At 40.3% G+C, this 22,483-nt stretch carries 18 protein-coding genes; 6 read left to right on the top strand and 12 right to left on the bottom strand.

From position 1 onward, the window contains the following. Positions 1–255: 255 nt before the first annotated feature. Positions 256–1,344: a M42 family metallopeptidase gene (locus Q0K96_RS11340; RefSeq protein ID WP_297334107.1), complete on the top strand. Its 1,089-nt coding sequence runs from the start codon at positions 256–258 to the stop codon at positions 1,342–1,344. 65 nt (positions 1,345–1,409) lie between these two features. Here Q0K96_RS11340 and Q0K96_RS11335 read toward each other — a convergent pair whose 3' ends face one another. The 4 genes from Q0K96_RS11335 to Q0K96_RS11320 form a co-directional block, all read right to left on the bottom strand. Next, positions 1,410–1,796, bottom strand: coding sequence for an ankyrin repeat domain-containing protein (locus tag Q0K96_RS11335; protein ID WP_297334106.1), 387 nt, complete (start codon positions 1,794–1,796; stop codon positions 1,410–1,412). Positions 1,797–2,009: 213 nt separating this feature from the next. Next, positions 2,010–2,957 carry a phosphoribosylaminoimidazolesuccinocarboxamide synthase gene (locus Q0K96_RS11330; protein WP_297334105.1) on the bottom strand — a complete coding sequence of 316 codons (948 nt, stop codon included), beginning with the start codon at positions 2,955–2,957 and terminating at the stop codon, positions 2,010–2,012. A gap of 122 nt (positions 2,958–3,079) precedes the next feature. Next, entirely contained in the window at positions 3,080–3,412 is a 333-nt protein-coding gene (locus Q0K96_RS11325) for a hypothetical protein (protein WP_297334104.1), read from the bottom strand. Between the two features lie 81 nt (positions 3,413–3,493). After that, entirely contained in the window at positions 3,494–4,441 is a 948-nt protein-coding gene (locus Q0K96_RS11320; RefSeq protein WP_223052187.1) for a PhoH family protein, read from the bottom strand. 102 nt (positions 4,442–4,543) lie between these two features. Between Q0K96_RS11320 and Q0K96_RS11315 the strand changes: the two genes are divergently transcribed. The 5 genes from Q0K96_RS11315 (at position 4,544) to dnaN (ending at position 9,493) form a co-directional block, all read left to right on the top strand. After that, positions 4,544–5,371, top strand: a complete 828-nt coding sequence (locus tag Q0K96_RS11315; RefSeq protein WP_297334103.1) for an SAM-dependent chlorinase/fluorinase — start codon at positions 4,544–4,546, stop codon at positions 5,369–5,371. Between the two features lie 14 nt (positions 5,372–5,385). Beyond that, on the top strand, positions 5,386–5,682 hold the full coding sequence (locus Q0K96_RS11310; protein WP_297334102.1) for an antibiotic biosynthesis monooxygenase family protein: 297 nt from the start codon (positions 5,386–5,388) through the stop codon (positions 5,680–5,682). Between the two features lie 55 nt (positions 5,683–5,737). After that, on the top strand, positions 5,738–6,466 hold the full coding sequence (gene gldF, locus Q0K96_RS11305; protein WP_297334101.1) for a gliding motility-associated ABC transporter permease subunit GldF: 729 nt from the start codon (positions 5,738–5,740) through the stop codon (positions 6,464–6,466). After that, positions 6,466–8,280, top strand: coding sequence for a gliding motility-associated ABC transporter substrate-binding protein GldG (gldG, locus tag Q0K96_RS11300; protein WP_297334100.1), 1,815 nt, complete (start codon positions 6,466–6,468; stop codon positions 8,278–8,280). The genes gldF and gldG overlap by 1 nt, the downstream gene beginning before the upstream one ends. Before the next feature lie 94 nt (positions 8,281–8,374). Beyond that, positions 8,375–9,493, top strand: a complete 1,119-nt coding sequence (dnaN, locus tag Q0K96_RS11295) for a DNA polymerase III subunit beta (protein WP_223052182.1) — start codon at positions 8,375–8,377, stop codon at positions 9,491–9,493. Positions 9,494–9,564: 71 nt separating this feature from the next. Here dnaN and Q0K96_RS11290 read toward each other — a convergent pair whose 3' ends face one another. The 8 genes from Q0K96_RS11290 to Q0K96_RS11255 all read right to left on the bottom strand — a co-directional run bounded on the left by Q0K96_RS11290 (position 9,565) and on the right by Q0K96_RS11255 (position 22,120). Beyond that, positions 9,565–10,959, bottom strand: a complete 1,395-nt coding sequence (locus Q0K96_RS11290; protein WP_297334099.1) for an NAD-dependent succinate-semialdehyde dehydrogenase — start codon at positions 10,957–10,959, stop codon at positions 9,565–9,567. 66 nt (positions 10,960–11,025) lie between these two features. Beyond that, positions 11,026–11,874 carry an alpha/beta hydrolase gene (locus Q0K96_RS11285; RefSeq protein ID WP_297334098.1) on the bottom strand — a complete coding sequence of 283 codons (849 nt, stop codon included), beginning with the start codon at positions 11,872–11,874 and terminating at the stop codon, positions 11,026–11,028. Positions 11,875–11,982: 108 nt separating this feature from the next. Next, positions 11,983–13,755 (bottom strand): DNA mismatch repair protein, encoded by a 1,773-nt coding sequence (locus Q0K96_RS11280; protein ID WP_297334097.1) that lies wholly within the window; start codon positions 13,753–13,755, stop codon positions 11,983–11,985. A gap of 55 nt (positions 13,756–13,810) precedes the next feature. Continuing rightward, positions 13,811–14,371: a DUF1573 domain-containing protein gene (locus Q0K96_RS11275; protein ID WP_297334096.1), complete on the bottom strand. Its 561-nt coding sequence runs from the start codon at positions 14,369–14,371 to the stop codon at positions 13,811–13,813. A 4-nt stretch (positions 14,372–14,375) separates the two neighbouring features. Continuing rightward, entirely contained in the window at positions 14,376–16,511 is a 2,136-nt protein-coding gene (locus Q0K96_RS11270) for a DUF4838 domain-containing protein (RefSeq protein ID WP_297334095.1), read from the bottom strand. Between the two features lie 12 nt (positions 16,512–16,523). Continuing rightward, complete coding sequence (locus tag Q0K96_RS11265; RefSeq protein ID WP_297334094.1) at positions 16,524–19,400, bottom strand: tetratricopeptide repeat protein; 2,877 nt, start codon at positions 19,398–19,400, stop codon at positions 16,524–16,526. After that, complete coding sequence (locus tag Q0K96_RS11260; protein WP_297334093.1) at positions 19,393–20,844, bottom strand: glycosyltransferase; 1,452 nt, start codon at positions 20,842–20,844, stop codon at positions 19,393–19,395. Before Q0K96_RS11260 ends, Q0K96_RS11265 begins: the two co-directional genes overlap by 8 nt. A gap of 43 nt (positions 20,845–20,887) precedes the next feature. Beyond that, positions 20,888–22,120: a HEAT repeat domain-containing protein gene (locus Q0K96_RS11255; protein WP_297334092.1), complete on the bottom strand. Its 1,233-nt coding sequence runs from the start codon at positions 22,118–22,120 to the stop codon at positions 20,888–20,890. Positions 22,121–22,483 lie beyond the last annotated feature (363 nt).

Below are 22,483 nucleotides of genomic sequence, written 5' to 3'. Positions count from 1 at the left end.
GGCACTAAGCGTGTCCTTTACATTAGAGATAACAATTTCCTGCATCTCCATGTTAAAAGAAATGGAATCATTCTCTGTTACACCCTTAACGGTATCAGTAACAATTTCCTGCGCATTTGCAGAAACTGAAATGATAGCCAGCAACAGGAACAAAAACCGTGTTTTCATCTTCTTAAAATTTAATTCAAAAATATGCATTTATACGTAACTCTGTTTTCAAATTATTAATTTAGCGAAAAATCATAAAAATAATCTATGTCTTCAAAATCTGTTTTAAACGACAACTCAATTACTTTTCTCGAAAAATACCTCAATAACGCCTCTCCTACCGGCTTTGAAGCCGAGGGACAAAAAATATGGATGGAATATCTGAAGCCCTATGTAGATACTTTTATTACCGATACCTATGGCTCTGCTGTGGGTGTAATTAACCCCGATGCACCTTACAAGGTAGTTATAGAGGGCCACAGCGACGAAATATCGTGGTATGTTAACTACATTACCGATAACGGACTTGTTTATGTAATCCGCAACGGTGGGTCAGACCACATGATTGCCCCATCTAAGCGTGTCAATATCCATACCAAAAACGGAATTGTGAAAGGTGTATTCGGCTGGCCGGCCATACACACCCGCAACCGCAGCAAAGAAGAGCCGGCAAAGATTGAAACCATTTTTATAGACCTGGGCTGCAATACCAAGGAAGAAGTAGAAAAGCTTGGTGTTCATGTAGGTTGTGTAATTACTTATCCTGACGAGTTTATGGTGCTTAACGACAACAAATTTGTTTGCCGTGCCATTGACAACCGCATTGGCGGGTTTATGATTGCCGAAGTAGCACGCCTGCTTCATGAAAACAAAAAGAAACTGCCTTTCGGGTTGTATATAACCAACTCTGTACAGGAAGAAGTAGGACTTCGCGGTGCCGAAATGATTACCAAAACAATTCGCCCAAATGCTGCCATAGTTACCGATGTTTGCCACGATACCACAACGCCTATGATAGATAAGCGTATTGAAGGTGACACTACAATAGGCAAGGGGCCGGTTATTACCTATGCCCCTGCTGTGCAGAACAAGCTGCGCGAACTGATTATTGATACCGCAACTGCTAATGAAATACCTTTTCAGAGGCTGGCTTCATCTCGCGTTACAGGTACCGATACTGATGCTTTTGCCTACAGTAACGGTGGTGTGGCAAGTGCACTAATATCTTTACCGCTGCGTTATATGCACACTACCGTAGAAATGGTGCACCGCGATGATGTTGAGAATGTAATCCGACTTATTTATGAAACGCTGCTTAAAATGAAGAATGAAGATTCGTATTCGTACTTCAGCTAAAAATAAACAAAGCATCTGCCATGGCAGATGCTTTTTCATTTAAGACTGTTTTTGTTCAGGAATGCTTACGCATTTTTGGCTTCCTTCAGTACTGCAAGCGCTTCTTTTGCATTAGAAAGCTCTGCATACTTAGTAGCCGTAAAACCTTTCTGGTCTTCCTGCTTTAAGTTTGCGCCGTTCTCTAAAAGCAGCTTTATCATTTCTACCTGATTGTAACGGGCTGCGAGCATAAGCGGCGTCATCCCATTAGACTTTTCATTAACATCTGCCCCATACTCAACAAACTTTTTTACCGTTTCAAGGTCTCCCTTGCATATGGCAACACAAAGCGGTGTCATATCGTTGTACTCTCTAACAAACTCAACTTTTTGGGCAGTTGAAACAGTGGCAGCAAATGTTGTGCTACTGAAGGCTACAAGAGCCAGGCTTAAATAAATGATCGTTTTTTTCATGATTGATGATTTGATGATTATGATTGTTTATTACTTGCTTTAATGAGCAACGGTTGATTAAGCCGTTTGGTATAATAGACGCATACACAAAGGCTAACGTTACCCGAAAACACTTTTTTAACAAAATTTTAACAGCTATTATCTTGTTATGCCTGCATATAAAAAAAGCATCGCCCCGCATAAGCAGGGCGATGATGTAACTATTTTAACAGATTATTTATTCAAATAATCGAGTACATTTTTTTCTATTCTTTTATGGATATCGGATATATCAGCTTTAGAAAACTTCTCACCAATGATATTTTCATAAAGTTCTATATACCTTTCTGAAACGCTTTCAACATACGCTTCATCCATATCGGGTATCTGCTGGCCTTCTTTACCCTGAAACCCGTTTGCAATAAGCCACTGCCTGACAAATTCTTTACTAAGCTGCTTTTGGGCTTCTCCCCTGTTTTGGCGCTGCTCATAACCTTCTGCATAAAAGTAACGGGAAGAGTCAGGCGTATGTATCTCATCAATAAGCACTATCCTGCCGTCTTTAGTGCGCCCGAATTCATATTTGGTATCTACCAGTATCAGGCCTCGAGATGCCGCAATCTCGGTGCCACGCTTAAAAAGATCGCGGGTATATTTCTCAAGTACTTTATAATCTTCTTCAGAAACCACCCCTTTTGTAATAATATCCTCGCGCGATATATCCATATCGTGCTCGCCGTTATCCGCTTTTGTGGTAGGTGTTATAATCGGTGCAGGGAATTTATCGTTCTCCTTCATTCCTTCCGGCAGTTCAACCCCGCAAAGAATGCGCTTTCCGGCAGCATACTCGCGCGCAGCGTGTCCGCTAAGGTAACCGCGAATAACCATTTCTACTTTAAAAGGTTCGCATACAAGCCCTACGGCAACATTAGGGTCGGGTGTATCCAGGAGCCAGTTAGGCACTACATCTTCGGTAAGGCGCATAAATTTTGTGGCAATCTGGTTCAGTATCTGCCCTTTGTATGGAATGCCTTTTGGCATAATAACATCAAAAGCCGAAAGCCTGTCGGTGGCTATCATTACCAGCAGTTCGTCATTAATATTGTAAACCTCGCGTACCTTGCCACGGTAAACCGACTTTTGCACAGGGAAATTAAAATCTGTTTTGGTTATGGTATTCATAACAGTTGTTGTGTGTTAGCAGTTAAGCTGCAAAAGTAATAAAGTTTGGTAAGTTTATTAACTTCTTTTCCTTACCAACGCAATAATAATATTAGTATATAACATCAGCATTGCTGAAAGAATTAACCAATAGTTAAAACAAAAACCAGGCTATCGGTTATCTTCAAAAAGAGTGAACATATTACAGAAGCAGCAAGAAATGTAATATTGAAGATTAAAACCTTTTTACTGAACCTTGCTTTTATAGCATACATTATTACATAACCCAAAAAAGAGAGCAAAAGAGTAAATATAAATACTACTTGAAGAACTCCCGAAAATTCCCACGCCCAGCCAATGGTCCTGATTACACCATAAGTACCAATACTGGCATCAAACAAAAAGAAACATCCTGCTATTAAAATTACTGTAGCTATCAGTAAAAAGGCTAACCCTGCTTTTTTGAAGAACTTCATAAAATAAATCAAAAACCACCGAAAGTTTACACTTTCAATGGTTACTTTATGACTTTACACTTTTAAACTTTAGACTATGTTTTAATCATGATTCTCAATAGCCTTGTAGGCATCAATAACCTTTTTAACCAGCCTGTGGCGTACCACATCTTTATCGTCAAGGTATATCATACCGATGCCTTCTATATCTTTTAATACCAGTAAAGCCTCCTTAAGTCCGCTTATTACACGGCGCGGAAGGTCAACCTGTCCCGGATCGCCCGTAATCATAAATTTAGCCTGCTTACCCATACGCGTAAGGAACATTTTCATTTGCGAGTGGGTGGTGTTCTGGGCTTCATCCAATATTACAAAAGCATTGTCAAGCGTACGGCCACGCATAAACGCTAGCGGCGCTATCTGAACTATACCTTTAAGAAGGTAATCTTCCAGTTTTTCAGGCGGTATCATGTCGCGCAGCGCGTCATACAACGGCTGCATGTAGGGGTCGAGCTTCTCTTTCATGTCTCCAGGTAAAAAGCCCAGGTTCTCACCTGCTTCTACCGCAGGGCGGGTAAGTATAATACGCTTTACCTGCTTTTCCTTAAGCGCTTTTACGGCCAGTGCAACACCCGTATAGGTTTTACCTGTACCGGCTGGGCCTACCGCAAAAACCATATCATTTTTCTGCATCAGGTCAACCAGCTTTTGCTGGTTCGGGGTCATGGCTTTAATAAGTTTGCCGCCAAGCCCGTGCACCAGTATCTTGTCAGATGCATCCATCTGCTCTACCTGCTGGTCGCTTTGTATAACGCGCTCTATAACATTATCATCTATCCTGTTGTATCGGGAAAAGTGCACCATCAGCCTCTTAAACCGCTTTTCAAACTCGTCCAGCATTTCTTTTTCGCCAAATGCTTTAAGGGTTGTGCCGCGTGCCACTATTTTTAATTTTGGGTAGTATTTTTTTATGGTTTCCAGGTGGGCATCCTGTGCGCCCCAGAAATCTTTCGGGGCTATGTCTGTAAGTTCAATTGTCCTTTCGTTCAAAAGCAGTTTTTTTAAATTAAAAATATCGCTATATAATTAGTAGCTTTGCATTCAAATTTAGTGAAATTTTAATCGCGCCTAATAAAAGTTTTACACAATTTTATGTCAATAATTACCCTTACAACCGACTTTGGCCTGAAAGACCATTTTGTGGGCGCCCTTAAGGGAAAAATCCTTTCAGACTACCCTGAAGCGGTTATTATAGATATATCCCATGATGTAGATCTTTTTAATATTGCCGAGGCCAGCTACATAATCAGTGCGGCATACAGCAGCTTCCCCAAAGGCACCGTTCACATTATAGGTGTTGATGCCGAACTCAGCAAAGAGAACAGGCATATAGCAATGGAATGGGACGGGCATTTTTTTGTGTGTGCCGATAATGGCATTCCCAGTATTTTATCCCAAAAAATTGTACCTGAAAAAGTGGTTGAAATTACTGTGCATGACCGTTTTGGCACCGATGCTACCGAGATGGATGTGTTTGTAAAAGTTGCTTGCCACCTTTCGCGTGGTGGTTTGCTGAATGTAATTGGCAGGGAAATAACAGAGGTTAAACCCGTAAACCAGCTACAGCCGGTTATAAGCCATGATAACACCACCATTAAAGGATATGTAGTATATATAGACCATTTTGGCAACTGCATTACCAACATTACCAAAAGGCTATTTAAAGAAATTGGGAGAGGGCGCGGCTACGAGATCAATTTCGGGAATAAGACAATAAAAGCGGTTAAAGAGGGTTATTCTGATTTTACTGTAAACGAAAGGTTTTCCTTAAAAGATTATGAAGGCGAAAAGCTGGCTATTTTTAATGAAGCAGGCTATCTTGAAATTGCTATATTCCGCAGTAACCCGTTAACGGTTGGTACCGCACGCACGCTCTTGGGACTTAAATACCGCGATGTGGTTAATATTGTTTTTAAATAACATATATAAAACAAATGTTTATACGAATTGTAAAAATGAGTTTTGAGGCTGATAAGGTGGAAGCCTTTCTTCAGAATTTTGAACAAGTGAAGCAGCATATACGAAATTACCCCGGCAACCGTTTTTTAGAACTGTACCGTGACAAAGCCGACCCTACTGTATTTTTTACCTACAGCTACTGGGAAAACGAAGCCGACCTTGAAAGCTACCGCAATTCGGAATTGTTTAAAGAGGTGTGGTCTTTTACCAAAAAACTGTTTCGCGATAAGCCTGAAGCCTGGAGTGTTGACAGGCTGGTAACACTCGATTAGTTTTTACAGAGAATACTTGTAACTTTACAACAAAATTTTTAAGACTTACAGTTTAATGAAAGCCTTACTTTTAAGAGAAATAAAATCTTTTTTCGGGTCGCCGATAGGTTACCTGGTCATAGCGGTATTCCTGCTGCTCAACGGGCTTTTCCTTTGGGTTTTTGATGGTGACTTTAACATCCTGAACAGCGGCTTTGCCGACCTTACGCCCTTCTTTACGCTGGTACCGTGGATACTGATATTTTTAATACCGGCAGTAACCATGCGAAGCTTTTCTGACGAAAAAAAGCAGGGTACAATAGAATTGCTTTTTACAAAACCGCTAACCGTTTGGGAAATTGCCACAGGTAAGTTTTTTGGTGCATTTGTACTGATACTGCTGGCGCTTTTGCCGACAATAGTTTATGTATTTGTAATTTCTGACCTTGGGTTGCCGCAGGGTAATATTGATATGGGCAGCACACTGGGCTCATATTTCGGGCTACTGTTCCTTATAGCAGGCTATACTGCAATAGGCATTTTCAGTTCATCATTATCTGATAACCAGATTGTGGCTTTTATAGCAGCTGTATTCCTTTGCTTTTTGTTTTATTTCGGATTTGAGGGGCTTTCCGGCTATGCAGGTGGCGCAGCAGGAAATATCATATCTTCTATCGGAATGGACAGCCATTTTAAAAGCATGAGCCGTGGCGTTATAGACACGCGCGATGTTATTTATTTTATAAGCATAGCAGTGCTTTTCCTGTCGTTAACTGTTTACAAACTTAAATCGCTTAAATGGTAATGGAAACAGGAAAGAAAAAAAGTTTGAGGCAACTTGCAGTAACGGTTATTGTTTTACTTGTGCTCAATTTTGCAGGGAGCTTTATATTTAAGCGTTTCGACCTTACGCATGATAATCGTTATACACTGTCGGAAACTACACTTTCGCTTGTAGAAGGTATAGATGAACCGCTATATATAGATGTTTTTTTAGAGGGAGAATTTCCGGGTGAGTTTAAGAAACTACAGGATGAAACCCGCCAGTTGCTTGAAGAGTTTCATGCGTATAATTCTAACATAAAGTTTAGATTTTTTAATCCTCTGGGTGATTCAGTCGCAGATGAAGAAAAGTTTTTACTCATCTATAATCTATTTAAACTTGATAACACAATTCGTTCCGAAGAAGAAGAAAGAGAGGTAAAAAAAAGTATTTATGGAATAACTGATTTGGATAAGGCTATATTTGAATCCTTCAAGGGGAATGGCCTGATGCCAATTAGTGTGACGATGGATTATAGGGGCAAACAAACACAGGAAATGGTGTATCCTTGGGCAATAGCTACTTATGGTGATAAGAGCACAAAAATTCCGTTACTGAAAAACCAGATTGGAGCCTCTACTGCCGAAAAGGTGGAAAGCTCTGTACAGCACCTTGAGTATGCGCTTGCCGACGGCCTGAATAAAATTACAAAAGAAAAAGAGAAGAAAATTGCAGTTATAAAAGGAAACGGTGAGATGCACGACCTGCTCATGGCCGATTTTTTAAAGCAGGTACGCGAAAGCTATTTTATAGCCGCATTTCCACTTGATTCTGTTGCGGCAAACCCACAAAAAACACTAGCGCAGCTAAAAGAATTTGACCTTGCTATTATAGCCAAGCCTACACAACGTTTTAGCGAAGAAGAAAAAGAGGTGCTCGACCAGTTTATCGTTAACGGCGGTAAAACCCTTTGGATGGTAGATGCCGTACAGATTGATATGGACAGCCTGTATAATGAAACTGGTACTACCCTGGCCTACCCTCGCGACCTTAACCTTGCTGATATGTTCTTTAAGTACGGCTTCAGGCTACAGCCTGATATTATAAAAGATGAAGTATCTACACCTATTAAACTAGCAGTAGGCGCACAGGGCAGCGGCACGCAGTACCAGGAATATCCGTGGCGTTTTTCACCTTTTGTATATCCTGACACTACCTATAACAAAGATGCTGGTCACCCGATAGTAAAAAACATGGGCGGTGTTAAGTTTGAATTTACCAATCCTATCGATACGCTGAAAAACGGCATTAAAAAAACAGTGCTGCTTAATACTTCGCAATACTCCAAGCCAATAGGCACGCCTGTAGAGGTTAACCTTGATATGGTTGCTGAAGAAACCAAACCTCAGGATTATGAAAATCATGGTTTTATTCCTGTATCGGTATTGCTGGAAGGTAAATTCCAGTCAATGTATGAAAATCGCATACTGCCTTTTAAGGATAATACCTATAAAACTACAGGCGCAGATAACAAAATGATAATAATATCTGACGGCGATATTGTTAAGAACCAGCTCGACCAGAACTACCAGCCGCTGGAGCTGGGTTATGACAAGTGGACAAAAAATATGTATGATAACAAAGAGTTCCTGATGAACTGCGTTAACTACCTGCTTGATGATAACGGACTTATTAACATACGCGGTAAGGAAGTAAGCCTGCCAATGCTTGACAAAGAAAGAGTTTATACCGGCTATACTATGGCACAGTTTATAACCGTCGGATTACCAATAGTGATACTGATTGTTTTCGGGGTGGTATTTACTTATCTGCGCAGGCGAAAATACACTGCTTAGTGTTAATAAAAAAGTTTCAGTATTAAACAGGATTACGATATATTTGTGAAATGTAAAATTTTCACAATTTTACACTAATTTATAAAATAAAGCGATGAAATTTATAGTATCCAGCTCTTATTTGCTTAAACAGTTGCAGGTATTAGGCAGCGTTATCAACAGCAGCAATACCCTGCCAATATTGGATAATTTCCTATTCGAATTGGATAACAGCAGGCTAACCGTTTCGGCTTCAGACCTTGAAACGACAATGTCGGCAACCTTAGAAATAGATTCTGACAGCCAGGGCAGCGTAGCGGTACCCGCAAAGCTATTGCTGGAAACCCTTAAAACCTTCCCGGAGCAGCCGCTTACCTTTACGGTTGAAGATAACAACACAATAGAAATAAGCTCAAACTCGGGTAAATATGCACTTGCCTATGCAGCAGGCGAAGAATTTCCTAAAGCTGTAGTGCTTGAAGATCCTTCTTCAACCCTTGTGCCTGCAGAGGTGCTTGCCACAGCAGTAAGCAAAACTATATTCGCGGCCGGTAACGACGATCTTCGCCCGGTAATGTCAGGCGTGTTTTTCCAGTTTTCGCCGGAAGGCTTAACGTTTGTGGCTACAGATGCACACAAGCTGGTTAAATATGCCCGTACTGATGTTAAGGCTTCTCAGGTGGCAGACTTTATCATGCCGAAAAAACCGCTTAATATTCTTAAAGGTATCCTTGCAACATCTGATGCGGAGGTTAAAATTGAATATAACGACAGCAACGCTACTTTTTCTTTTGATAATTATGTGCTTACCTGCCGACTAATAGACGGTAAATACCCTAACTATGAGGCGGTTATACCAAAAGAAAATCCTAACAAGCTGCTTATAAACCGCGTTCAGTTTTTGAGTTCTGTGCGCCGTGTGGCTATCTTCTCTAACAAGACCACACACCAGATAAGGCTTAAAATAGCGGGTACCGAACTTAATATTTCTGCTGAAGATATTGATTATTCAAACAAAGCGGAAGAACGCCTTACGTGCGACTATCAGGGTGATGATATGCAGATTGGCTTTAATTCGCGTTTCCTTACAGAAATGCTTAACAACCTGCACAGTGATGAGATAATGCTTGAAATGTCGTTACCAAACCGCGCAGGTATCCTTACCCCGGTTGACGGCCTTGACGAAGGCGAAACCGTTACCATGCTTGTTATGCCCGTAATGCTTAACAGCTAAAAACGCTTTTAATCAACCTTAAATAAAGAAAACCCGGTTACTTTTATGTACCGGGTTTTTGATTTTTATTACTATTCCGTCTTTCTTTTAGAACCGTCTTTACCGCTTATCCTGATAAGTTTTTTGTTTACAAACTCGTGTATGCCTAAATCGGACAGCTCACGCCCGTAGCCCGAGCGTTTAATGCCGCCAAAAGGCAGTTCGGGGCTGGAACTGGTAGGCTCGTTAATAAACACCATACCTGTTTCTATCTGATCTGCCACGCGTTCTGCCCTCGCAATATTTTTACTGTAAACAGAGCCGCCCAATCCAAAATCAGAGTCATTAGCCAGCTTTACGGCTTCCTCCTCGCCCTTAACTTTAAAGATAGAAATTACAGGGCCAAAAAGCTCTTCATGATAGGCTGTCATGCCCGGTTTAATATCTGTTAATATAGCAGGTTCTATAAAAGCGCCTGCCCTGTCCATACGCTTACCGCCTAATAGTACTTTTGCTCCCTGCTCTATAGTTTCGGTAATCTGTTCGTGCAGCTTTTTGGCTGCATCTTCACTACTTAACGGGCCAATTTCAGTATCTTCTTCAGATGGGTCTCCTACACGCATATTCCTTACTTTTTCAGCCAGCTTTTCAGTAAACTCATCAGCAATTTTTTCATCTACAATCATACGTTTTGCTGCTGTGCAGGATTGCCCCATGTTTTTCATACGCCCTGCAAAAGCCATTTTTACAGCATGGTCTAAGTCGGCGTCATCAAGCACAATAAAGGGGTCGCTGCCGCCAAGCTCCAGTACCGATTTTTTCAGGTTTTTACCTGCGGCTTCGGCAAGGCTCGCGCCTGCCTCTTCACTTCCTGTAAGTGATAATCCTTTTATGCGCTTATCATCTGCAAGCCTGCCAATGTTTTTGCCCGACACAAATAGGTTGGTATAAACGCCTTCCGGTGCGCCGGCTTCCTTAAAAATATCTTCTATGGCCTGTGCACACTGTGGTACTATAGAGGCATGCTTAATCATTATAACATTGCCTGCCGCTATGTTTGGCGCTGCAAGCCTTGCCACCTGGTAGAAAGGATAATTCCATGGCTCTACGCCTAAAATAATGCCTATAGGTGTATATTTAATATAGGCGCTGCCTTTTTCTACTTCAAGCTGCCTGTCCTGTAAAAAAGACTCAGCATTATCAGCATAATACTTGTAAATAGCTGAACTTATGTCTATCTCATCCCTGCTTTCAGAAATAAGCTTGCCCATTTCTTCTGTAATCAGCTTTGCAAGTTTGTCTTTTTTATCCTGAAGCAATTGTGCAACCTTAGCAAGTATGGCGCATCTCTCCTTTACAGGAGTGTCGCGCCAGTCAGCATAAGCTTTGTCGGCCGTACTTATTTTAGCTTCTATTTGTTCTTCAGTAAGTTCATCAAATTCTTTTCCCGGTATGTTTGTATAAGGGTTTACGGTTTGTATTGCCATGATTTATTTTAGTTAAAAAACCGCAAATCACCATTCGGTTAATTGCGGTTATGGTTATAAGTATAATTATGAGTTTATGAAGCTGATTAAGTCTTCATTAAACTTATTCTTGTGGGTGTAGTGCAACCCGTGCGGGGCATCGTCATACACGATGTAGCGGGCCTGCGGTATGTACTTAACGGTTTCATCTGCCGAGGCATCAATTGGCACAGTCTCATCAGCCTTACCATGAATAACAAGTGTTGGTATTTTTACGTTTTCAAGGTCGCCCCTAAAGTCGGTGGTCGACCATGCATTCATAGATTTTATTGTGGCATAACCCGCTGCCTGAAAGTACATCATCAGGTCGTGGTGCATGTGCTCATCGCTAACCGGATGGCTAAACAGGTGAACGCCGTAGAATTTCTTTCCGAAATCTGCTAAAAATTTTGCACGGTCGTCTTCAAGCTGCTCGCGCATCCCTTCAAACTGGTCTTGCGGTATTCCGGTTGGGTTATCGTTAGTCTGCAACAGGAAAGGCGTTACCGCGCTTACAAAAGCAACTCTGGTTACTCTGCCTTCAGTATTATATTTAGATACGTAGCGTGCGGCCTCGCCGCCACCCATAGAAAATCCAACTAATGTTACATCAATAAGCTCGAGCTCTTTAAGTAACAGGTCTAAGTCGGCGGCAAAGGTATCATAGTCATAGCCGTCCCACGGTCGGGATGATTTGCCATATCCGCGCCTGTCGTAGGCTATCACGCGAATATTGTGTTTAGGCAGTTCGTTAAACTGGTATTCCCACATATCGCTGTTTAGCGGCCACCCATGTATCAGCACTACAGGCTTGCCCCTGCCAATATCCTGATAAAATATTTTAACTTCTTCTGAATTGCCTGAAAGGCTCACTGAATTGGTTTTAAAAAAAGGCATACGTTTAATATAGTTTTAATGTTAGTAAATACTCAGCATGAAGTTACTAACTATTAAACCGGTAACACCTTAATTAAGAAAGCCTTATCAGTTAATTAAAACTTAAACTTAAATAACGCCTGTTTTTTTCATGAGAAATGTTGCACTCTTGTTGCGGCATATACCATCACGAAGTTTATAATCAAAATGAAGTTCGTTATCAGCTATTTCTACTTCAAAGCACCTGTTTATAAGGCTTTCAGGATAATCAGCAGCAATATTGCAGACTTCGATATCATGCGTAGCAATGGCGCCAATAGCCATTTTCCGGACCATCTTTTTTACTACTTCTATCGTGCCGGTACGTTTATCGTCAGAATTGGTACCTCGCAATATTTCATCAAGCAGCACAAAAGAGCGTTTGCTGTCGAGTTCGTCCATAATGAATTTCAGCCTTTTTATTTCGGCAAAGAAATACGATTCGCTGTCTGATAACGAATCGGAAAGGCGCATTGAAACCAGTACAGGCAACGGATGTACATTAGCAGATGCGGCACACACAGGAGCACCGGCACCTGCCAAAACCATATTAATGCCCAGGCTGCGCAAAAATGTACTCTTGCCCGACATATTAGAGCCTGTGAGTATGGTAAAGCGCGGAGTAAAGTCAATATCATTGCCTATTCTTGTCGCAGGATTTAAAAGCGGATGTGCAAGATCTTTAAAATTAATGGCATAGTCCTTATTAAGTATGGGAAATACATAACCGGGATTATTATAGCTGAAGTTTGCAAAGCTGTTCAGTGCTTCGGTTTCGGCTATGGCATCAAGCCATTGTGGTATTTGTGTGGCATGGTTTTTCTTCCAAACCTGTAATGCCTTGAAAATATGAATGTGGTACTGAAACAGGCCATTAAATAAAATGGCTACAAAAACATTGGCTACAGTATCTAATTGCCCAAACAGCATAGCCAGCTTTTTTATAAGACTGCCCGCTGAAGTACTATCATGACCAAGCTTATTTTTGATTTCGATGAGTTTTTCAGATGTAAAATTTTCCTGCTCAATACAGTCAATTATAAGGCGGTACTGATTTACTATTTCGCCTATTACTGTAGTATTTGCCACTTCTTTTTTTATGGCTTTGGCTTTTGCCATAGCAGTAAGCAGGTTAAAGCTGAAAATGTATGTACACGCAGAAAGCAACTCTCCATTACCGGTTATTAAATAACCAATAAAACTACTGAGTAATGCCACAGGCCCTGCAACAGACAGTACAGTGCTTAATACATCTATTTTTAGTGTTGGTGTTTTGCTCCACGCAACAAGAATATTATAGGTACTTCTGCTGTCTTTTTTTATCCTGCCAAGTGCCTCTATCTCCTGCCGCCATTCAGGTTTAGCTACAAGCTCTTTAACTGCTGCCTGTGTTTTTAGTATTTCTGTTTCTGATAAAGGCGCAGACAGCCTTTCGGCAAGCATTTGGCTACCTTTATAGGTTTCGGTGCGGTTAAGGTGCTGGTAAAGCGAATTATCCCCAAATATATCAAGGTCGTGAGAGTACGGGTGCTTTGGGCTTATAAACTCTTTACCGTTATAAAAATTACTCCCTTTACGCAACAAGTGGTTTATCTCATCCTGGTTTACTGCAACCAGTATAGCTGCCCTTTGCTTTTTAAATATTATAATACTGTGGAGGCGCAGCAGTACAATGAAAATTGCAATTAAAACAAATGCTGGAACCGTAAAACCTGACATACTCCGCTGCCTGATAACGAGATAAATCAGTACCAGAAAGATTACAGCAACTATAAACCTTGCTGTGCTTATAAGGTTATACTGCTTTTTGTATTTAGTAAGTTCTGCTGCAAACGCAGTAACGCGGGAAGAATAAAAATCCATGTATTATGTATATGCGCAAAAATATAAAATCCCGCCGCAGCGGGATGATAACTTCTTACATATATTTCCTAACTTCGGTAGAGTCTACTATATAACCACGCTCGTTTGTTTCCCCTTCAACCATTTCCTGCAGGCCGCCCTTCTTCTCCTGCTCTATGTGGTACAGTTCCTCATAATCTTTAGTATACAGAGCATCGGGCACCACATGAATATCAAAATAGGTAGTATGAGAATGCTCTTTTGTATTGGCTACTATAGTGGTATAAACCCCAACTTCGCCGATATTTTTGGTGCTGTTATATTTTAATTCTATAAACCCGTCGTTACCCGGTGCAATGGCATGGGTAGTAAATTCTGCAATAGTGCAGCCGCATGAAGGCAATACCTTAAACAGTTTTAATGGGTGTTCGCCTGTATTGGTAACCTTTATCACTATGTTTTGTTCCAACCCCTGCAATATCGGGTAATAATGCCTTACCGGGTCTTCTATCTCCATAGTGGTAAGTTCAAGAAAGGCATTTTCGCCACTGCCCTGGCAACCGCCTATGGCAATAAAAACCATAAAGCAGGTTATGGCTTTACATGTTTGCGCTAATTTTTTTATAGGGCTTTTCATGCTGTTATTTTTTAAAATAAATCTCATCTGTTGCTGCCGACCTGTTTTCATATTGTTCCTGCTTAATTACACCTATTGTAATGGCTTTATCATCGCTTTTTAATTCTATAGGTATTGATACAGTAACTATAGCAGGCTTTTTACCCTCTACTACCGGGAGCGTGGTTTGGTATTCCCGATTATTTATTAGCACCTCTACCCTTTGCGGCAGGTATATTTTGTGCCTCGGATCATGAAGAAAGTTCATTACAACCGAGGTTGCACCAGCAACATCTGCGGCTTCTGCTTTTACTTTTAATACATCTTGTGTAAAGAGCATCCAGTTGTTATAATAATCTGTAAATCCGGTGGCACCGTCAATCAGCATGCGGCTATTGGCATAATCTTCATCAGCTTTAAAAAGTACCTGTAGCTTTTTATTATAAAGCAGGTTGTGGTAACCTTTATCCAGTAACTGCTGCCAGTTTTCAATATAAGCTGTAAGCGTGGCACCACTTTCATTATATACATCGATGCCTGTTGCCGCTTTTAGTTGCTTAAGCGTTTCAAGCAGTCCAAGTGTTTCAGGTTTAATCTCCATTTTATTGTTCTGCATAATTGCATAACCCCCATCCTTAAGCCCTGAAGTACGCATCAGTTCAAGTTTCTGAAAAGTAAAAGCGAGCAACAGCGGTTGCAGATTTTCTTTCTCCTCTCCCTGTATGGAATCAGCCTGGCGTGTAAGTTTATTGTAAAAAGCATTAAAGCCCGAAGCATCTAAATATTTTTTGCGTGCCTGCGTTACCCCCCCATAGATATCGTGAGTAATTTTAGATTCAGCAGCAAGCTGATCTGCTTTTATGAAATAATCAAACAACATACTGCCCGATTGCGGGAATAAAGCCGTGAAATAATTGCTTGCATGGCGCTTTATGTTTGCATCTGCATCCTGAAGCAATTTTGCATACAGATAACATTTTACACCTGCAAACACGCTATAGCGGTCTTCGCTGCCATGCATAAAAACTCCCGTAACACCCCTGCTCTTGTAAAATTGCAGGTTTTTTTGTGCAATGCTCACTGTTGGATAAAACTCAAAGTAGTTATCAAAGTTAACAGCATAATCCCAAAGGTAAATTTTATCCGTTACCTTCTTCCATTCTGCAATAGCGCCTTCTACCATGTTTTTTTTATCAGATTCTGCAAGAACTACTGCTTTAGGAAACTCCATAGTACTAAGCATTACACCGGTATTTTTTTCGAGCTTAAAATTTGGTGCTTTTTGCGTAGTGATATAGGCCGTGCTGAAAAACTGCCTGTCGGGTAACTGCTTTGCGAGCTTGTTAAGCATCGAAAAAACGGCCGGGCTTGCATTGTTTTTAGTGTTGCCCGCCTCTATACACCTGTCGCACTGGCAAACCAGCATATTATCATTTGGCATTATCATATACCTGCCTGCGCCTGTACCGGCAGGGTTGCTTTTTATATAAGCTGCCAGCGCATCTTTAAGCTCGGGGCTGGTAAAACAATATTGCTCTTCGTTTACCTCGCCATCAATAACAGCAAACATTTTTTTATTATAAGGCACTGCTTTGCCAATGTTATGGCCCCAAAGCCCCCACTCCTCTTCCAGGGTATGCGTCATGTTGTGGCGGCGGTATTCCTTATTAAAGTTATCGGGAAAATAGGGCTCCCGATACTCAAAAGAAGGCGAAAAGCGTATAGCAAGGTCGATAGGTACTTTTATCTCATTTGTTTTTTTTGCTGATGCCTGCAGGTTAAAATTGCTAAACCCGGCAAACTCAGCAAATAAATAGCGATTGGCGTAGTACAATGCCTCTTTATTTATACCTTTTATTTCAATAGCTTTTTCTTTATGTGATAATGAGAAAATGGCATTGTCACTTTTATCTTTCTTTGAAAATAAACCGACAGATATAGCAACTTCATCCTTACCAGCCTGCTCAACAATTTTAGGCCGTATCCCCGCCACCTGCTCAAACAGGTCACAAAGATCTTCGGCTAGGGAGTGAAGTGCCGGTTCTGTAACCACAACAACAGGTGTTACTTCACCTTTTTTGTATATGGTAAAGTCCTGCGGATTGCCATCGCAGCCCCAGCCTGCCAGTATTAATAAGAGTATGGCAATTTTTTTATACATATAAAGCAGGAGTTAAAATTTAGTCCTGATAGTTAAGAACAGGTTATATTGATTTACATAGGCATTATCATTTACACGATAATTATACCAGTTGCCCAGCACACCAAAACTGGTGCGGTGACTAAGATGATGAAAATAGCCTGCTCCAACCATAGTATTAACGTAGGTTAAAAAAGTGTCTATCTGAAATTCCAGCTTATCATCCTCAGGTGCCGTACCTATAGATGTCATGGCGGTAACATAATCTTTTTCGTTGTGCATATAAAATCTGGCCTGCGCAAAAAAGCTGTTATACAGGTCTTTCGTATCACTCATTACCATAACTTTGGCGTTAACCCAAAGCCTGTCAAATGTACGCTCTGCCCCCAGTACACCGGTTATAAAGTTCCTGTCGTCAGGAAGCCTGGCAAATTTACCGCCAAGCTCTACCATATATACTTTTTTAACCGGGCTGAACAACGATAACGCTCCTTTAAATTTAGGGAAAAACTGGTTGGCAAATCCTAAATTCGCTATAAAATATGGTGCTGTTTTATATGATTCTGATTTAAAGGTATGATACCAGTCCGCTTCCGCCTGGACACCAACACCTGTTGGCCTTGCTGCATAGTTTGCCCTGGCAATAAAAGTATTGCGCCTTTCAAACCTTAAATATTCCAGCGTTGCAACAGAGGTATGCACAAATATCGAATCGGCTGTAGCTTTAAGGTAGCTTATATTAATCTGATTTTTAAGTAACTGGCTGTCAAGATAAGCAAGATGGTCTTTATGCTCTTCATACTTGTGTGCAGGCGGTACATATTTAGCCTGAAATTCGCGTGCACGCCTAAAATCACCCATTAGCTCATAAATTACTCCTTTTTTATAAAGCAGTTCCGGGTTGTCTTTATTCAAATCAAGGCTGTCTTCTATAACTTTCATAGCCTCAGGATATTCCTGCCTTGATATGTAAATATTTGCCAATTTAATAGCCGCAAGGGTATCGTTAGGCTTTACAAGCAGTACTTCATGGTAAACAGCTTTTGCCTGAAAAGGCTCTCCGGCATCTTCATAGGCTTTAGCCTGTAACATCATTTCTTCTACAAGAGAACCTTTTATATCATGGTTGTACGGATAATCTGCTGTTAGTTGCTGTAATGCGGCAACAGCTTTTGCATGTTCGCCCATTTGCGAATATACCCCTGCCTCTTTAAGCCTCATTTCTTTATTATCAGGAAACTTTAAAAGGGCTGCCTGTATCATCTCCATAGCTTCTGCATACTGCCCCATAGCGATGCGTGAACCAATTGCATAATTATAGGCTAGCAGGTTATCAGGGTCTTCTTCTACAAGTTCATCAGCTATGGTTTTTATAGTTTCATAGCCTTCTTTTTCATTCAGGTATTTTATGTAAGCTATAGATATATCCTTGAACATATACCTATACTCGGGGTTATCCGGATATTGTTCTTTATACTGCCTTGCCATTTCATAGGCATTGGCATAATCATTCATAGCGGCAAGCAGGTCTATTTTACGTAAAATATACTGCTGCTCCCCAGGGTTTTCTCTTATCTGTTGTTCTATCATATCCATAGCCTGGTCATAATTTTTCTTAGCCAGGTATATTGAGTAGATATAATTTTTTGCCGATTTACCGTAGTCAGGATTTTCTGAAAGACGAATAAATACCGGTAAAGCCTCATTATAATTTTGCTCGGTAAACTGCACTTTAGCATCTTCAAAAGCAAGGGCATTATATTTGGCGAGAATATCACTATCGTTAGGATATAGCTCGTACAGCCTGCTAAGTGTTCGGCGCACGCCGGTTTTATTGCCTAAATGCTCATACACGAGCAGTTGCTTAGAAAGCAGGTTCTTATCGTTGGGATTCGATTTTAAATCCTGTTCTAAAATAGTTAATGCATCTGCATAATAACCACGGGATATTGCTGTTGAAAGCAGGTAATCATGCGCTTCATCGTTACCTTTATCCCTATCATAAAGCTGCCCATACAATACATAAGGGTCAGAATTTTTATGGTAACGTGCCGCTTCTGCAGTAAGGTAAATTAGTAAATTGCTATAATATGCCGAAGGGGCTTTTTTCTGCTGCTCCTGCACAAGGGCTATTGCCTCCTGGTAGCGGTGCTGCTCCTGCAATATGCCTATCTTTTTATTGAGTATTTCTTTATTACCCGGCAGGTGATACAAGCCCATATCGGCTGTATTAAGGGCTTCGTTCGTATTACCCAGCTTCAGGTACAGGTTAATAAGGTTGAGGTACATTTCCTCGTCATCTTTAGTAACCATTAACGCCGACTGGTATTGTTTAACAGCACTGTTAAGGTCGCCATCCTTATTCATTTTAAGGGCATCTTCCTTAAGAACGTTATTGTACATCTGTTTTATTTCGGGGTCGTTAGGAAAAATCTGGTACAAACGCTTTATTTCACGGTTAGCCTCTACCCTGTTATCCATAAGGTTGTACAGGTTTATTTTCCTGCGCCATAATGTTTTGCTGTAGGGTGTAATTTCCAGTAATTCATTAACATAACACACTGCACTTGCATAGCGCTCTGCCTGGGTTTCTATGTTTATCAAATAGTGGCGTGCATCTGTCCTGCGGGGGCTGTGCTGCAAAACATCAAGAAGCACTATTCTTGCCTCTTCAAGCCTGCCAAGCTCCATATAGCATTTGCCCAAATATTCCTTAATATCCATATCCAGCGGTGCAAGATCTAACGCCTTTTCGCAGTACTCGGCAGCTTTGGCAAAATTGCCTTTTTCCTTAACCGCTTCTTTTGCCATCTTAAAGTACTCATCAGAGCCTTGCCCATAAGCCATACCGCACATTACAAAAAGTGTAATGCAGCAGATATTTTTTAAAAATGTATTGAGCTTATTCATTAACTGAGTCTTCTGTTTTGATTTTTGGTGTAGCTGTGTTTTCATATCCCTGCCTCGTCATTGTGCCCCACTCCATCTGCCTTGAGGTATAAAAGTTAAAATATCCTTTTAATGAAAAATAGATTAGCAGCGGGTGGTATAAAAACGGTTCCAGGAATACTACCAGCCACAGCTTAAATGTTTCGCGCCCTGTTTTATACTGCCTTTTTACAAAGTTATCGAGCAGTATTACCAGTGTACCGAACATTATGGCAAGCGAATAAGAATAAAGGAATATATAGCCGGCCATAGGCCAGTTAACATCGTTTTTAAGCACCAGGTAAATAAAGTACACAATACCTGTTGCCTCTATTATTGGGGCAAGGAATTCATATATCATTTGGAAAGGGAATGTTACCATGCCCAGTTTCTTGTATCTTGGGTTAAGCAATATTTTACGGTGTACAAAAAATATCTGTGCCAGCCCTGTAGCCCACCTTACACGCTGGCGGCCTAAAATTTTAACGTTTGGAGGGCCTTCTGTCCAGCAACAGGAAACCGGTATATATTCTATCCTGTATTTTTGGTGGTTGTTTATCATGTATGCTGCCATTTTTACCATGATATCCATATCTTCGGCGTGAGAGGCACCATCATAACCACCGGCATTTACAGCCACTTCCTTATTAAAAAGTCCTAACCCGCCCGATACGTTTGGCACGCAGTTTACAAGACTCCAGCCCATTTTACCAAACAGGTAAGCACGCAAATATTCAAGTTCCTGAAAACGTGGTATAAGCTTTTGTGGAGGCTTAACCCTTTCTATAACACCATCAGATATATCGCAACTGTTAGACATTCGCAATGTGGCACCCACAGCTATAACCTTTTCTTTAGAGTTAAGAATAGGCTTTATCATGCGCAACATGGTATTACGCTCTAATATACAATCTACATCTGTACATAAAAAGTAGTCATACTGCGCTGCATTAATACCCGCGTTAGAAGCATCTGCTTTTGTACCGCCGTTCATTTTATCTACAACTGTAAGCTTTGCATACTTAGCGTTTGTAGATTTGAATATTCTTTTAAACGGTTTGGTCTTAATACGCTCTACATAGGCATAAGGCGTTTCCACGAGGTCAAACTCACCTATAAGCAGTTCCAGGGTTTTATCTTTACTACCGTCATTTACAATAATTACCTCAAAAAGTGGGTAATTAAGCGTTAGCAGCGACTTAACATTTACTATAATGGTTTTTTCTTCATTATAGGCCGGCGCTACTACTGATATACCCGGAGTTAGTGGTGAGTCTATTAAAAACTGATCGTCAAGCCTTGAGTTATATGTACGGTACCTAGTTATATTCAAAAAGGAAAGTATCCCGAGTGTAAGGTATACAAGGAACATAGAAGATGCGTAAAAGAATACGAAGTATTCAAAAAAGTTATAGGTTAAACCCATAATGCAATAAATTTTTGGGGAGGGGGAGGATTTGTATTTATTTTTATTCTATATCTTTCTGGGGCAATACAGGTTCATTCATTCTCATTTTTGCTTCTATCGGTGTGAATGAATCATTTTCGTGCATCTGATGATAGGTGCGCAACGCTGAAGGAATCAAAGGGTTTTTAACATGCTCTAATATAAGCAGGTTAAATCCTGTTTCGGTTTGAAGAAGCTCCTCAAAATATGCCCTGCCCTGCTTACCATAAAGATATATTACTTCAGCTATAAGTTTCCGTGCATCGTGGTTGTTTGCCATCTCATAAGCACTTTTAAGGAATCCAATTGCCTTACCGGAGTTGATATATGAAATTGCCTCGATAATTGCATTTTGGCATACAAATGGCTGGTTGTTATACATCCTTATAAGGCGCGATTCTATCTCTTTAACACGCATAGTACCCATAGCGAGGATGGCTTCACGGCGAACCTGGTGGTCTTCATGGCTAAGGTATTCGGTTAAAGACTCTACAGCGGTGGTTTGCCTGAAGTAAGCCACCAGCTTTATAAAGAATTTTATCTGCTGCTTGTCTTTACTATATTTAATCCACTTACTAAAGTTTGGCAGGCTCTCCTGGTGGTGCAGCACGAATTGCTGCATAAGGCTAATCTGATCCCATTGGTTCATATCATTTTCCTGATCGAAAAACTTGAACGGGTCGTTGTTACTTACACCAATATAAGATGCCCTTGATTCTTTTCTTAATGATGAGTTCCTGGAATAGGTATGCGGTAATATTTTGGAATCTGATATGGTAAGGTCGAGCCTTGAAAGCGACTGAAATGCGCGAAGGCGTATTTTAGTATTAGAAAAATCAATTCTTTTTTCAAGATAGTCATCTATCTTCAGCCCCCTGATAACGCTGTCATAGTTATGAGACTCCATATGCTGTTTTTCCTGCTTAACAACATCTTCAAGCGTGGGTATCAATGAAATATAGGTTTTGCGCGAAAGCTCTCCGAAATTTTCTATAAACATGCTGTAAACCTCAGTATCACTATACTCATCTTTAGCAATGAGTATATTACGCAAAAATGAGAAAATACGCGGACGAAGCTCTTTTACAATTTTTTCACGCCTTTCTTTATCCCTTCTTACCACAAAAACAATAATCATAAAGGTAAGAGTTGCTGTACAGCTAAAGAAAATAAAGAAAATGGCAACCTGAATAACAAACGGGAATGAACTCAGGGATATCCAAAAGTGTTCAATGTAGTCGAAAAAATACCTCATAATATTAAATTGTTTAAACTTTTAAAGGCCCCCCGTTTTAGCCAATAAATAATAACCAATTACTGAAATCCTGAATTATAGTGCTTTATTTCAAATATTTATGTTAGTAAATCTGCTGTAAAAGTATAAAAAAAACTTTAACAAATATTTAAATATGAATTATTTATTTATTAATTAATATTTAAATATTAGCTACAATAAAACAATGATGCTATAAAGATTTAAATTTTAAACAACAGCCGATACGATTTCAGGTACTTTAATGAGGAGAGATAAACTCATTTGACATTAATGACAAATAAAATAATCGTGCATTAACACGTTTAAAAACACAAGGTTTTTTACTAATAGCTGTAATAATAG

It is taken from the genome of Flavobacterium sp. (assembly GCF_024305175.1).
Taxonomy (GTDB): domain Bacteria; phylum Bacteroidota; class Bacteroidia; order Flavobacteriales; family Flavobacteriaceae; genus Flavobacterium.
The sequence above is the reverse complement of the archived record's forward strand: the minus strand, read 5'-3'. Positions and strand labels throughout refer to the sequence as shown.

Excerpts from the sequence above, each read along its gene's own strand:
- Q0K96_RS11285 (WP_297334098.1), bottom strand. The coding sequence starts at position 11,874 with ATGCCTTTTTTTAAAACCAATTCAGTGAGCCTTTCAGGCAATTCAGAA.
- Q0K96_RS11325 (WP_297334104.1), bottom strand. The coding sequence starts at position 3,412 with ATGAAGTTCTTCAAAAAAGCAGGGTTAGCCTTTTTACTGATAGCTACA.
- Q0K96_RS11340 (WP_297334107.1), top strand. The coding sequence starts at position 256 with ATGTCTTCAAAATCTGTTTTAAACGACAACTCAATTACTTTTCTCGAA.
- gldF (WP_297334101.1), top strand. The coding sequence starts at position 5,738 with ATGAAAGCCTTACTTTTAAGAGAAATAAAATCTTTTTTCGGGTCGCCG.
- Q0K96_RS11275 (WP_297334096.1), bottom strand. The coding sequence starts at position 14,371 with ATGAAAAGCCCTATAAAAAAATTAGCGCAAACATGTAAAGCCATAACC.
- Q0K96_RS11310 (WP_297334102.1), top strand. The coding sequence starts at position 5,386 with ATGTTTATACGAATTGTAAAAATGAGTTTTGAGGCTGATAAGGTGGAA.
- Q0K96_RS11280 (WP_297334097.1), bottom strand. The coding sequence starts at position 13,755 with ATGGATTTTTATTCTTCCCGCGTTACTGCGTTTGCAGCAGAACTTACT.
- Q0K96_RS11270 (WP_297334095.1), bottom strand. The coding sequence starts at position 16,511 with ATGTATAAAAAAATTGCCATACTCTTATTAATACTGGCAGGCTGGGGC.
- Q0K96_RS11315 (WP_297334103.1), top strand. The coding sequence starts at position 4,544 with ATGTCAATAATTACCCTTACAACCGACTTTGGCCTGAAAGACCATTTT.
- Q0K96_RS11260 (WP_297334093.1), bottom strand. The coding sequence starts at position 20,844 with ATGGGTTTAACCTATAACTTTTTTGAATACTTCGTATTCTTTTACGCA.
- Q0K96_RS11265 (WP_297334094.1), bottom strand. The coding sequence starts at position 19,400 with ATGAATAAGCTCAATACATTTTTAAAAAATATCTGCTGCATTACACTT.
- Q0K96_RS11290 (WP_297334099.1), bottom strand. The coding sequence starts at position 10,959 with ATGGCAATACAAACCGTAAACCCTTATACAAACATACCGGGAAAAGAA.
- Q0K96_RS11335 (WP_297334106.1), bottom strand. The coding sequence starts at position 1,796 with ATGAAAAAAACGATCATTTATTTAAGCCTGGCTCTTGTAGCCTTCAGT.
- gldG (WP_297334100.1), top strand. The coding sequence starts at position 6,466 with ATGGAAACAGGAAAGAAAAAAAGTTTGAGGCAACTTGCAGTAACGGTT.
- Q0K96_RS11330 (WP_297334105.1), bottom strand. The coding sequence starts at position 2,957 with ATGAATACCATAACCAAAACAGATTTTAATTTCCCTGTGCAAAAGTCG.
- dnaN (WP_223052182.1), top strand. The coding sequence starts at position 8,375 with ATGAAATTTATAGTATCCAGCTCTTATTTGCTTAAACAGTTGCAGGTA.
- Q0K96_RS11255 (WP_297334092.1), bottom strand. The coding sequence starts at position 22,120 with ATGAGGTATTTTTTCGACTACATTGAACACTTTTGGATATCCCTGAGT.